Annotated in this window: 12 protein-coding genes and 1 other annotated feature; all 12 genes read right to left on the bottom strand. The window is 37.7% G+C overall.

The features are described 5' to 3' along the window. Positions 1-40: 40 nt before the first annotated feature. Complete coding sequence (gene rpsL / locus BCI01S_RS20595; protein WP_047943712.1) at positions 41-463, bottom strand: 30S ribosomal protein S12; 423 nt, start codon at positions 461-463, stop codon at positions 41-43. A 100-nt stretch (positions 464-563) separates the two neighbouring features. Next, positions 564-812: a 50S ribosomal protein L7ae-like protein gene (locus tag BCI01S_RS20600; protein WP_047943711.1), complete on the bottom strand. Its 249-nt coding sequence runs from the start codon at positions 810-812 to the stop codon at positions 564-566. A gap of 216 nt (positions 813-1,028) precedes the next feature. Further along, complete coding sequence (rpoC, locus tag BCI01S_RS20605) at positions 1,029-4,628, bottom strand: DNA-directed RNA polymerase subunit beta' (RefSeq protein WP_061800913.1); 3,600 nt, start codon at positions 4,626-4,628, stop codon at positions 1,029-1,031. Positions 4,629-4,833: 205 nt separating this feature from the next. Continuing rightward, complete coding sequence (gene rpoB / locus BCI01S_RS20610; protein ID WP_047943709.1) at positions 4,834-8,394, bottom strand: DNA-directed RNA polymerase subunit beta; 3,561 nt, start codon at positions 8,392-8,394, stop codon at positions 4,834-4,836. Positions 8,395-8,642: 248 nt separating this feature from the next. Then, positions 8,643-9,248, bottom strand: a complete 606-nt coding sequence (locus BCI01S_RS20615; protein WP_061800914.1) for a class I SAM-dependent methyltransferase — start codon at positions 9,246-9,248, stop codon at positions 8,643-8,645. Between the two features lie 270 nt (positions 9,249-9,518). After that, positions 9,519-9,878: a 50S ribosomal protein L7/L12 gene (rplL, locus tag BCI01S_RS20620; protein ID WP_047943707.1), complete on the bottom strand. Its 360-nt coding sequence runs from the start codon at positions 9,876-9,878 to the stop codon at positions 9,519-9,521. A 54-nt stretch (positions 9,879-9,932) separates the two neighbouring features. Then, a complete protein-coding gene (gene rplJ, locus BCI01S_RS20625) occupies positions 9,933-10,433 on the bottom strand; it encodes a 50S ribosomal protein L10 (RefSeq protein WP_047943706.1) in 501 nt (166 codons plus the stop codon). Between the two features lie 32 nt (positions 10,434-10,465). Next, positions 10,466-10,617: a sequence feature (ribosomal protein L10 leader region), on the bottom strand. Between the two features lie 56 nt (positions 10,618-10,673). After that, a complete protein-coding gene (gene rplA / locus BCI01S_RS20630) occupies positions 10,674-11,363 on the bottom strand; it encodes a 50S ribosomal protein L1 (protein ID WP_047943705.1) in 690 nt (229 codons plus the stop codon). A 114-nt stretch (positions 11,364-11,477) separates the two neighbouring features. Further along, a complete protein-coding gene (gene rplK / locus BCI01S_RS20635) occupies positions 11,478-11,903 on the bottom strand; it encodes a 50S ribosomal protein L11 (protein ID WP_031537888.1) in 426 nt (141 codons plus the stop codon). 167 nt (positions 11,904-12,070) lie between these two features. Next, entirely contained in the window at positions 12,071-12,604 is a 534-nt protein-coding gene (gene nusG / locus BCI01S_RS20640; RefSeq protein WP_016204544.1) for a transcription termination/antitermination protein NusG, read from the bottom strand. Positions 12,605-12,775: 171 nt separating this feature from the next. Further along, positions 12,776-12,958: a preprotein translocase subunit SecE gene (gene secE, locus BCI01S_RS20645; protein ID WP_047943704.1), complete on the bottom strand. Its 183-nt coding sequence runs from the start codon at positions 12,956-12,958 to the stop codon at positions 12,776-12,778. 43 nt (positions 12,959-13,001) lie between these two features. After that, complete coding sequence (rpmG, locus tag BCI01S_RS20650) at positions 13,002-13,145, bottom strand: 50S ribosomal protein L33 (RefSeq protein WP_047943703.1); 144 nt, start codon at positions 13,143-13,145, stop codon at positions 13,002-13,004. Positions 13,146-13,151: the final 6 nt, after the last annotated feature.

A 13,151-nucleotide genomic window follows, 5' to 3' on the forward strand; every position in this document is an offset into this window, starting at 1 on the left:
TTGATTTCCTCCTTTCAATTATGCTATAAATTCTATTTTATTATTTTTTTGCTGCTTTTGGTTTTTTAGTACCGTATTTAGAACGACCTTGCATACGGTTGTTAACTCCAGCAGTATCAAGCGCACCGCGTACGATATGATAACGTACCCCCGGTAAGTCTTTTACACGTCCTCCACGGATTAGTACAACACTATGTTCTTGTAGGTTGTGACCAATACCAGGAATGTATGCTGTTACTTCGATACCGTTTGTTAAACGAACACGTGCATATTTACGTAATGCAGAGTTTGGTTTTTTCGGTGTCATTGTACCAACACGAGTACATACCCCACGTTTTTGAGGTGAAGATACGTTTGTTTGTGCTTTTTTGAAACTGTTATAACCTTTGTTTAACGCAGGAGACTTCGACTTCTCTTCAGTAGATTGACGAGGCTTGCGCACTAATTGGTTAATTGTTGGCATTTCTTTTTCCTCCCTTCCTTTATGTTTGAAGCCCACACATCCAGGTGGTTCATATTAGGGCAAAAACAAAGTTCTCATGGTTAATTCCATAAAAACAGTTTTAAATAATTATGGCAACAGTTGCTGCGCCTACTTCTATTCCGCATGATTCGCCAAGCTTCTTCATGGATTCAACAAGTATAATAGGAATATTCACTTCTTCAGCTACCTCAGATACCTTTCTAATGATCATCGGATCGGCATCCTCTGCAACGATAACCTCAGTTGCAATCCCTTTTTTTAACGCTTTTACTGTTTGCTTTGTTCCTACTACTATTTTACTTGCCTGTCGTACTTTTTCATAAGACATTTTTATATCCTCCAAAGCAACAGGTGAATAGGAGCACCTTTGATATAGTATCATCTATAAAATTAGATGTCAATTATTTTCCTAAAAAACTTTCCTTTAATACCTAGATCTGTTTATCAAAGCTATGGATGTTGACCTATCTATTAATTCATAAATGATAGATAGGTCAACATAATAACCATATGACTTTTTAGGAAAGATTCTAATTTATCGCTATTACTCTACAGTAACAGACTCTTCTGTCAGTTCTTCTGCAGTAATAGGTTCAGCATGACGATATCTTGGCATACCAGTACCAGCAGGAACTAATTTACCAATAATTACATTCTCTTTCAATCCTAGTAATTCATCGCGTTTACCTTTAATCGCAGCATCTGTCAGAACTCTTGTAGTTTCTTGGAAAGATGCAGCTGATAAGAATGAATCTGTTTCCAAAGATGCTTTTGTGATACCAAGTAATATCGGTCTTCCTGTTGCAGGAAGTTTTCCTTCTCTTAAAGCTTTTGCGTTTGCATCAGTGAATTGGTGAATATCTAATAGAGTACCTGGTAATACATCTGTCTCACCAGCGTCTACTACTCTGATTTTGCGAAGCATTTGGCGAACCATTACTTCTACGTGTTTATCACCAATTTCTACCCCTTGCATACGATAAACCTTTTGTACTTCACGAAGTAGATATTCTTGTACTGCTGTAACGTTTTTCACTTTAATTAATTCTTTCGGATCAATAGAACCTTCTGTTAATTCCTGCCCTTGCTCTACTACATCATCAACTTTTACTTTAAGCCTTGCTGTATAAGGAGCAGTATATGTTCTAGTTTCTAATTCACCTTGAACAACAATCTCATGTTGACGGTCTCTGCCTTCGTTGATACCAACAACAACCCCTGCCATTTCCGTAATAACCGCTTGCCCTTTTGGATTACGAGCTTCGAATATTTCTTGGATACGAGGTAAACCTTGTGTGATATCGTCTCCAGCAACCCCACCAGTATGGAATGTACGCATTGTTAACTGTGTACCCGGTTCCCCGATAGATTGTGCTGCAATAATACCAACAGCTTCTCCTACTTCCACTTCTTGACCAGTTGCTAGGTTGCGACCATAACATTTTTTACATACACCATGACGAGTATTACATGTAAACGCAGAACGGATCCATACTTCTTCGATATTAGCTTCAACAATTTCTACTGCTAAATCTTCTGTAATAAGTCCATTTTCTGGAACAATAACTTCATTCGTTTCTGGGTGTTTAATTGATCTTCTTGCATATCTTCCGATTAAACGCTCATCTAGTGATTCGATAATTTCTGTACCTTCTTTAAGCGCAGAAACTAATAATCCTCTGTCCGTACCACAATCATCCTCACGAACAATGACATCCTGTGCTACGTCAACAAGACGACGAGTTAAGTAACCAGAGTCTGCTGTTTTCAGTGCTGTATCGGCAAGACCTTTACGCGCACCATGTGTAGAGATAAAGTACTCTAATACAGTTAAACCTTCACGGAAACTTGAGATAATCGGTAATTCGATGATTCTACCAGCCGGGTTGGCCATCAAACCACGCATACCAGCAAGCTGTGTGAAGTTAGATGCATTACCACGGGCTCCAGAGTCACTCATCATAAAGATTGGATTACGTTTATCTAAAGATTTCATCAGTTTTGCCTGGATAGTATCTTTTGCAGCACTCCAGATAGAAATAACGCGATCATAGCGCTCTTCTTCTGTGATTAATCCACGTCTAAACTGTTTCATTACATTATCTACTTTACTTTGTGCTTCTTCGATAATTTCTTGTTTTTCGCCTAATACTACAATGTCAGCTACACCAACAGTAATACCAGCTTTAGTAGAATGCTTAAATCCTAAGTCTTTCATTCTGTCCAACATCTTAGAAGTTTCCGTTATCTTGAAACGTTTAAATACTTCAGCAATTATATTACCTAAAATTTTCTTTTTGAACGGTTCGATAATTGGCAGCTCCCTAATTGCGGCAGGTACATCTACACCTGGCTCAACAAAGTATCTTTCAGGAGTTTTTTCTTCTAAGTTTGTTTTCGTTGGTTCGTTAATGTACGGGAAAGATTTTGGTAAAATTTCATTGAACACTAACTTACCTACTGTTGTTAATAACAATTGTTTATTCTGTTCTTCTGTAAATGTTTCGTTATTTAAAGAACTAGCACGTACTGCCACACGAGTGTGTAGATGCACGTAACCATTTTGATAAGCTAATAAAGCCTCATTTGTATCATTGAAGATCATACCTTCTCCAACTGCACCCTCACGCTCTAATGTTAGGTAGTAGTTTCCTAATACCATATCTTGTGAAGGAGTAACAACTGGCTTACCATCTTTAGGGTTCAAGATGTTTTGAGCCGCAAGCATAAGTAAACGAGCTTCTGCTTGTGCTTCAGATGATAATGGAACGTGAACCGCCATTTGGTCTCCGTCAAAGTCCGCGTTGTAAGCTGTACATACTAACGGATGAAGACGAATTGCACGGCCTTCTACTAGTGTTGGTTCAAATGCTTGAATACCTAATCTGTGTAAAGTCGGTGCACGGTTAAGTAAAACAGGGTGCTCCTTAATAACTTCTTCCAGCACATCCCAAACTTCCGGTTGAAGTCTTTCGATTTTTCTTTTCGCAGATTTGATATTGTGAGCAATACCCTTTTCTACTAACTCTTTCATTACGAAAGGCTTAAATAATTCAATCGCCATTTCTCTAGGCAGACCACATTGATACATCTTTAAGTTCGGACCTACAACAATAACAGAACGCCCAGAGTAATCAACACGTTTTCCTAATAAGTTTTGACGGAAACGCCCTTGTTTACCTTTAAGCATATGTGACAATGATTTAAGTGGTCTATTACCAGGACCAGTTACCGGTCGTCCACGACGGCCATTATCAATCAACGCATCTACAGCTTCTTGGAGCATACGTTTTTCGTTTTGCACGATAATGCTTGGTGCACCTAAGTCTAATAATCTTTTCAGACGATTATTACGGTTAATAACACGGCGGTATAAATCATTTAGGTCAGAAGTCGCAAAGCGGCCACCATCTAATTGAACCATCGGGCGCAATTCTGGAGGAATCACTGGAAGTACGTCAAGAATCATCCAAGAAGGCTCATTCCCAGAACCACGGAACGCTTCTAATACTTCTAGTCTTTTAATCGCACGAGTTCTTCTTTGCCCTTGTGCCGTTTTTAATTCTTCCTTTAAAGCATCTACTTCTTTATTTAAATCAATATCTGATAATAACTTCTTAATAGATTCAGCACCCATTGAAGCTTGGAACTTCACACCGTATTTATCACGGTATGCTCTATACTCTTTCTCTGAAAGAAGTTGTTTCTTCTCAAGAGCAGTGTCACCTGGATCTGTTACAACATAAGAAGCAAAGTAAATAACTTCTTCCAGTGCACGTGGAGACATATCTAACACTAGACCCATACGGCTTGGGATTCCTTTGAAATACCAAATATGTGATACTGGAGCCGCTAATTCAATGTGTCCCATACGTTCACGACGAACCTTTGCACGGGTAACTTCTACTCCACAACGGTCACAGACTACTCCTTTGTATCTAACACGCTTGTATTTACCACAGTGACATTCCCAGTCTTTTGTAGGACCAAAAATACGCTCACAGAACAAGCCATCTTTTTCCGGTTTTAAAGTACGATAGTTAATTGTTTCTGGCTTTTTAACTTCACCAAATGACCATGAACGGATTTTATCTGGCGAAGCTAGGCCTATTTTCATATATTCAAAATTATTAACATCCAACAAGGGTCCTACCTCCCTTTCGATCTTCAGGCTTTTGCCTTACTTAAAAACTTCTAAAAACTTATATAATCAAAGACAGGCCGTCACAAAAGGGTCTGACTTCACTTGAATAATCTATTTTAAAAGATATAAAAGGATCTTCTATTTAGATGTCTTCGCAGTGGAGTCTGACCCTTTCGTTTTTAGACAGGCCATGTTCATTACTTTATTATTCTTGCATGCCTACCTTTTCTGACTCAGGCTCTTGTGTTTCGGAAACAATTGTCAGAGATTCAGCTTGATGAATATCATCATCATCGTCTGTGTCTCTCATTTCAATTTCTTCTTCCGTGCTAGATAAGATTTTTACATCTAACCCTAAACTTTGCAACTCTTTCATTAATACGCGGAATGATTCAGGAACTCCAGGTTCTGGAACGTTTTCTCCTTTAACAATAGCTTCATATGTTTTCACACGACCAACAACGTCATCTGATTTAACAGTAAGAATTTCTTGTAAAGTATAAGCAGCTCCATAAGCCTCAAGCGCCCAAACCTCCATCTCTCCAAAACGCTGACCACCGAATTGAGCTTTTCCTCCTAGTGGTTGTTGCGTTACTAAAGAATATGGTCCTGTTGAACGAGCATGTAGCTTATCATCAACCATATGAGCAAGTTTGATCATATACATAACTCCAACGGATACACGGTTATCAAAAGGTTCACCTGAACGTCCGTCATATAGTACTGTTTTCGCATCTTGCGCCATTCCGGCTTCTCTAATTGTTTCCCATACATCTTCCTCACGAGCACCATCGAATACTGGAGATGCAACATGGATATTTAAGCTTCTTGCAGCCATTCCAAGATGCAATTCTAACACCTGACCGATATTCATACGTGATGGTACACCTAGTGGATTTAACATGATATCAACTGGTGTTCCGTCTGGTAAGTATGGCATATCTTCTTCAGGTAGAATTCGGGAGATAACCCCTTTATTACCGTGACGACCTGCCATCTTATCGCCTTCATGGATTTTACGTTTTTGAACAATATATACACGTACTAATTGGTTAACACCTGGTGGTAATTCGTCTCCATCTTCTCTATTGAAGACTTTAACATCGTGGACGATACCGCCGCCACCATGTGGAACACGTAAACTTGTATCACGTACTTCACGTGCTTTTTCACCAAAGATAGCATGTAATAATCGTTCTTCTGCCGTTAATTCAGTTACCCCTTTAGGTGTAACTTTACCAACAAGCAAGTCACCATCTTTTACTTCAGCACCGATGCGAATAATTCCGCGATCATCTAAGTTGCGTAAAGCATCTTCTCCGACATTCGGAATATCACGCGTAATTTCTTCCGGTCCTAATTTTGTATCACGAGATTCTGATTCATATTCTTCAATATGAATAGAAGTATAAACATCATCTTTTACCAAGCGTTCGCTCATGATAATAGCATCCTCGTAGTTGTATCCGTCCCATGTCATAAAGGCAACTAATACGTTACGTCCAAGGGCTAATTCACCAAGTTCCATAGAAGGACCATCAGCTAAAACCTCGCCTTTTGTTACTTTATCACCTACAGCAACAATCGGGCGTTGATTATAACAAGTACCTTGGTTTGAACGAACAAACTTAAGCATTTTATATTTATCAAGATTTCCTTTTACTTCTTGACCATCTACTTCAGAAATACGTCTAACCCACACTTCACGTGCTTCTACATGTTCAACAATACCAGGATGCTTACAGATAACAGCTGCACCTGAGTCTTTTCCTGAAACATATTCCATTCCAGTTCCTACTCTTGGAGCTTCCGGCTGCATTAAAGGTACTGCTTGACGCTGCATGTTCGCACCCATTAAGGCACGGTTAGAGTCATCATTTTCTAAGAATGGGATACACGCTGTCGCAGCAGATACAACCTGCTTTGGAGATACGTCCATATAGTCTACACGATCACGCTTAACAACAACGTTCTCATCACGGAAACGTGCTACAACATCTTCATCTAAGAAGGAACCATCTTCACCTAAACGAGCGTTCGCTTGGGCAACAACATAGTTATCTTGTTCATCAGCTGTTAAATAATCTATTCGCGACGATACTTTACCTGTCTCAGGATCAACACGTCTGTACGGTGTTTCGATAAATCCGAAACGATTTACTTTTGCATAAGAAGATAAGGAGTTAATCAAACCAATGTTTGGCCCCTCAGGTGTTTCAATCGGACACATACGGCCATAGTGAGAATAGTGAACGTCACGAACTTCCATTCCTGCACGCTCTCTTGTTAAACCACCAGGTCCTAACGCAGACAAACGACGTTTGTGTGTTAATTCTGCTAATGGATTTGTTTGGTCCATGAATTGAGAAAGCTGAGAGCTTCCAAAGAATTCTTTGATAGATGCAATAACAGGTCTGATATTAATTAGCTGCTGCGGTGTAATAGTATTCGTGTCTTGAATAGACATTCTTTCGCGAACAACACGCTCCATTCTAGATAAACCAATACGGAATTGGTTTTGCAACAATTCGCCTACAGAACGAAGACGTCTGTTACCTAAATGGTCAATATCATCTGTTAGACCTACTCCATGCAATAAATTAAAGAAATAACTGATAGAAGCAATGATATCTGAAGGAGAGATGTTTTTCACAGCTTCTTCTACATATGCATTACTAATAACATTAATTTCTTTATCCCCTTCATCTAGTGGTGAATATATTTTCACCGATTGTACAACAACATCATCTTCTAATACTCCGCCATATGGGCTCAGCTTTTTAAAGCCGATATTGTTTTCTAGATTAGGAATAATACGGTCAAGCGCACGGCGATCTAAAAGAGTTCCTTTTTCAGCGATAATCTCGCCAGTTTCAGGATCCACTAATGTTTCTGCTAAACGCTGATTAAATAATCTATTTTTAATATGAAGCTTTTTATTAATTTTATAACGACCTACATTCGCAAGATCGTATCTTTTTGGATCGAAAAATCTTGATACCAATAAACTTTTTGCATTTTCCACAGTAGGTGGTTCTCCCGGACGAAGACGCTCATAAATTTCTAATAGCGCTTTGTCTGTTCCTTCTGTGTTATCTTTTTCTAAAGTGTTACGCAAATACTCATTGTCACCAATCAATTCAATAATCTCTTGATCGGAACCAAATCCTAAAGCGCGTAACAGAACAGTAACAGGAAGTTTACGTGTACGATCAATACGTACATATACTACATCCTTTGCATCTGTTTCATACTCTAGCCATGCTCCACGGTTAGGAATTACTGTAGCAGTAAATCCTTTTTTACCGTTCTTATCAAGTTTTCCATTATAATAAACACTTGGAGAACGTACTAATTGAGAAACGATAACCCGTTCCGCACCATTAATAACAAAAGTACCAGTTTCAGTCATAAGCGGGAAATCACCCATGAATACATCTTGGTCTTTTACTTCTCCTGTTTCTTTATTCACAAGACGAACCTTCACACGCAAAGGTGCAGAATATGTAACATCTCGCTCTTTCGATTCTTCCACTGAATACTTAGGATCTCCTAAGCTATAATCAATGAAATCAAGTGATAAATTGCCAGTAAAATCTTCAATAGGTGAAATGTCCTGGAACATTTCTCGCAATCCCTCATCTAAAAACCATTGATAGGAAGAGGTTTGGATTTCAATAAGATTTGGTAATTCTAAAACCTCACTAATTCGTGCGTAGCTTCTCCGCTGGCGGTGTCGTCCATACTGAACAAGTTGACCTGTCAACTGATTCACCCCTCAAATCAAACGTTATAGTACATCTATTAACATCTTATAAAAAAGGATATTAGACCCATTTTTATAAGACAAAAAGAAAAAGGGTTTTCCAATCAAAAAACCACATTTTCATATTTCTAATATTATTCTGTTAGTTTTTCCTTCTTACACCAATTTTATACAGTAACTTAGATAAAATTGCGAGTTTCAGAAAAATATTATATTGGCATTATACAATGATATCACAACAAAAAGGACTAGTCAATCTTTTTTGCTTGAATTATAAAATAGCCTTTTTTCTTTTCTACTACGTTTACCTCTTTAAAGAATTCTTCTAATTTTGCAATAGCAGAGGGTGCTCCTTGTTTCTTTTGAATCACAACCCATAATTCCCCATTAGGTACTAAGCAGTCATAGCTTTGCTCTAAAATATCATGAACTACTTTCTTCCCCGCTCTTATTGGCGGATTGGTTAAAATAGAGGCAAATTTTTTTCCCTTTACACGAAGAAGTCGATCACTTTCATAAATACGAACATTTTCAACGCCGTTTTGTCTGGCATTTTCTTCTGCTAATTCAATAGCACGTAAATTAACATCAACCATATGGACCATTCTATTTGGGGAAGTCTTCGCAATAGATAAACCTATCGGGCCATATCCACAACCTACATCTAATATATCTCCATCTAAATCAGGCAAGGTATACGTCTCTATCAATAATCTGGATCCAAAGTCCACTTCCTTTTTAGAAAAGACTCCATTATCTGTTTTAAAACGTATTGTATTACCTTTAAGCGTAAAATTCCAGTAATTTGGATCGCTATTTACATTTTGGGTTCGGGAATAATAATGTTCCGTCATACGAACACCTCCTTAGGAGAATTTATTTAAGGAAGACTACTTGAGGATTGACTACAAAACTTAGATTGTAATCAATAAAAAAGCGCAGACGACTTATCCTAAAGCTATCATATACCAACAGTAGCTTATTTAGAGACTCCTTAGAAGATAATTCTCCCAGCAGTTCATATTTCACTTCTAACTTGGTAAATTGCGGCTAACTTTTCTTAAGTCCTTCTCACTTTCAGGAAAAAAAGCCCGCTAAAATAGCGAGCTTCTTTTTAACTAACATTACTTAACTTCAACGTTAGCTCCAACTTCTTCAAGTTTAGCTTTGATTTCTTCAGCTTCTTCTTTAGAAGCTCCTTCTTTAACTGCTTTTGGAGTGTTGTCAACAAGTTCTTTTGCTTCTTTAAGACCAAGACCTGTGATTTCACGTACAACTTTGATAACTTTGATTTTTTGATCTCCAGCAGATGCAAGAACTACATCAAACTCAGATTTTTCAGCAGCAGCTTCTCCGCCACCTGCAGCTACAGCTACAGGAGCAGCAGCAGTTACTCCAAATTCTTCTTCAATTGCTTTTACTAAATCGTTTAATTCTAAAACAGTCATATTTTTAACTGCTTCTAAGATTTGTTCTTTAGACATTATATGTTTCCTCCTTGTTTTTTGGGGTTTTATAATACGTTTCCGTATAAAAGATTATGCGCCTTGTTCTTCTTTTTGATCTGCAACTGCTTTTGTAGCAAGAGCAAGGTTGCGGATTGGTGCTTGAAGAACGCTGAGTAACATAGAAAGTAAACCTTCGCGTGATGGAAGTTCAGCTAGAGCTTTTACTTCTTCAACTGTTGCTAAGTTCCCTTCGATTACTCCCGCTTTAATTTCTAATGCTTCATGGTTTTTAGCGAAGTCATTTAGAATTTTTGCTGGTGCAACAACATCCTCATTACTGAACGCAATAGCGTTTGGACCAGTTAAGGATTCGTTTAAACCTGCTAATTCAACAGATTCTGCAGCACGGCGAGTTAAAGAGTTTTTGAAAACTTTAAACTCGATTCCTGCATCACGAAGTTGTTTACGAAGTTCAGTTACTTCTGAAACAGTCAAACCACGGTAGTCAACAACGATAGTTGATTTACTTGCTTTGAATTTCTCCGCAATATCAGATACTATTTGTTTCTTTTGTTCGATTACGCTGCTCATCTTTACACCTCCTGTAGAATTTCTACATTCATACCGACAAATAAAATCCTCCATATCTTTCAGACATGGAGGTGTATACAATAGTCGTTCTCACAACTGATCAAATAATCTATCGTATTACCTCGGCAGGGAATTAAGCTAAAAAATTAGCACCTACTGTCTACGGTACAAATGTTATTTATTTTTTCAACAAGATGAAGTATATGCTATCCATCTTATTTTGTCAAATACCAATTTTTATCAAACAGTAGATGGATCTACTTTTACGCCAGGTCCCATTGTTGAAGTAACAGATACGTTCTTCATGTAAGTACCTTTTGCAGCAGCTGGTTTTGCTTTTGACATTGTATCAAAGATAGTTTTGAAGTTCTCAACTAGTTTAGTTTCATCGAAAGAAACTTTACCGATTGGAACATGTACGTTACCAGCTTTGTCTACACGGTATTCTACTTTACCAGCTTTGATTTCGTTAACTGCTTTTGTTACATCAAATGTAACTGTACCAGTTTTAGGGTTTGGCATTAAACCTTTAGGTCCTAATACACGACCAAGTTTACCAACTTCACCCATCATATCTGGAGTTGCAACGATTACGTCAAAATCAAACCAACCTTGTTGGATTTTATTTATATATTCAGCATCGCCTACATAGTCTGCACCTGCTGCTTCTGCTTCTTTTAATTTTTCACCTTTAGCGAAAACTAAAACGCGTTGAGTTTTACCAGTACCGTTTGGAAGAACTACTGCTCCACGGATTTGTTGGTCTGCTTTCTTAGGATCTACTCCTAGACGGAAAGCAACTTCAACTGATGCATCAAATTTTGTAGTGCTAGTTTTTTTCACTAACTCAATTGCTTCTTGAATTGGGTAAGCTTTAGTACGATCAACAAGTTTGATAGCTTCTAAATACTTCTTACCTTTTTTAGCCATAACTATATTTCCTCCTTGAATTGTGGTTTTAGCGGAATTACCTCCCACGAATAAAGGTTGCGACTAAAGATTCACCGTCGTCACAACCTTAATCAACACTAACCATATATAGGTTTAGTCTTCAATAACAATACCCATGCTGCGGGCAGTACCTTCAACCATGCGCATAGCAGATTCAACACTAGCTGCATTTAAATCAGGCATTTTTGTTTCAGCAATCTCGCGTACTTTATCACGCTTAACAGTTGCTACTTTATTACGATTTGGTTCACCAGAACCAGACTCGATACCAGCTGCTTTTTTAAGTAAAACTGCAGCAGGTGGAGTTTTTGTAATAAATGTAAATGAACGGTCTTCGAAAACCGTAATCTCAACAGGAATGATTAAACCAGCTTGTTCAGCTGTACGAGCGTTAAACTCCTTACAGAATCCCATAATATTTACGCCAGCTTGACCCAATGCAGGACCAACTGGTGGTGCCGGATTCGCTTTAGCTGCTGGGATTTGCAATTTAACAACTTTAATTACTTTTTTAGCCACGAGACACACCTCCTTAAAGTCCGTGATGTGGTAATAGGGGTTTCCCCTCCCACTCAACTTATCGTCTTTATATGAAATAAAGAAATTTGACAATATCTTATCTCTTTATGAGATATACTGACCTATGAAATAGTAACACTTTTTCAATACCATTTCAAGTTTTCTAGTTAAAATTTTTCAATTTGTGTAAAATCGAGCTCTACAGGAGTATCTCTACCAAACATATTTACTAGTACTTTAACCTTTGCTTTATCCTTATCAATTTCCTCAACTGTACCAGTGAAATTAGCAAATGGACCTTCATTTACTTTTACTGTTTCTCCTAATTCAAACTCAATTTCAATTCTTTGTTCTTCTACGCCCATTCTTTTCAGAATTACTTGGACTTCTTCTGGTAAAAGCGGCGTTGGTTTTGATCCAGACCCAGCGGAACCAACGAATCCAGTTACACCAGGGGTATTACGTACGACATACCAAGAATCATCGGTCATAACAATTTCTACCAACACATAACCTGGGAATACTTTTCTTTTTACTACTTTTGTTTTACCGTTTCTGATATCTGTTTCTTCTTCTTCAGGTACAACCACGCGAAAAATTTTATCTTGCATCGCCATTGTTTCTACCCGTTTTTCTAAATTAGCTTTCACCTTATTCTCATATCCAGAGTACGTATGCACTACATACCAGTTTTTTTCCATAAAAGAGGACTACTTCGTCCGTCCCTCCCTGCAACATTATTTTTTTCGTGCTGTTTTTTATAGTATCTGTAAGGAACAAGTCATTTATTTTTCAGCAAATGAAAAAACCCGTTACCGGGCTTTTGTAAATGTTTCCTATCGTTTTACCATTATACCATGAGTAGACAACTGTTATTCAAGTATTAAACGAATAAGTTCGGAAATTCCTAAATCAACAACAGCAAAGAAGATAGCAAAAAAGACAACTGTCACAAGGACTGTGAGTGTATAATTAGTTAACTCCTTTTTTTTCGGCCAGCTAACTTTCTTTAATTCTCTACCAACTTCACGAAAATACTTAACAGCACTTTGCATTTTTGTTACCTCCATCTTTAAGAGCGGGCATTATCCAAAATCATTATTTTGTTTCTTTATGAACAGTATGAGCATTACAATTTTGACAAAATTTCTTTACTTCTAAACGTTCTGTACCATTGTTACTCACAGTAGAATAATTTCTTGACCCACATTTTTCACATGCTAATACAATCTTTTTTCTCATTCGACC

Source organism: Niallia circulans NBRC 13626 (genome assembly GCF_001591585.1).
GTDB lineage: Bacteria > Bacillota > Bacilli > Bacillales > Cytobacillaceae > Niallia > Niallia circulans.

Excerpts from the sequence above, each read along its gene's own strand:
- rpsL (WP_047943712.1), bottom strand. The coding sequence starts at position 463 with ATGCCAACAATTAACCAATTAGTGCGCAAGCCTCGTCAATCTACTGAA.
- BCI01S_RS20600 (WP_047943711.1), bottom strand. The coding sequence starts at position 812 with ATGTCTTATGAAAAAGTACGACAGGCAAGTAAAATAGTAGTAGGAACA.
- BCI01S_RS20615 (WP_061800914.1), bottom strand. The coding sequence starts at position 9,248 with ATGACGGAACATTATTATTCCCGAACCCAAAATGTAAATAGCGATCCA.
- rplL (WP_047943707.1), bottom strand. The coding sequence starts at position 9,878 with ATGTCTAAAGAACAAATCTTAGAAGCAGTTAAAAATATGACTGTTTTA.
- rplJ (WP_047943706.1), bottom strand. The coding sequence starts at position 10,433 with ATGAGCAGCGTAATCGAACAAAAGAAACAAATAGTATCTGATATTGCG.
- rplA (WP_047943705.1), bottom strand. The coding sequence starts at position 11,363 with ATGGCTAAAAAAGGTAAGAAGTATTTAGAAGCTATCAAACTTGTTGAT.
- nusG (WP_016204544.1), bottom strand. The coding sequence starts at position 12,604 with ATGGAAAAAAACTGGTATGTAGTGCATACGTACTCTGGATATGAGAAT.
- secE (WP_047943704.1), bottom strand. The coding sequence starts at position 12,958 with ATGCAAAGTGCTGTTAAGTATTTTCGTGAAGTTGGTAGAGAATTAAAG.
- rpmG (WP_047943703.1), bottom strand. The coding sequence starts at position 13,145 with ATGAGAAAAAAGATTGTATTAGCATGTGAAAAATGTGGGTCAAGAAAT.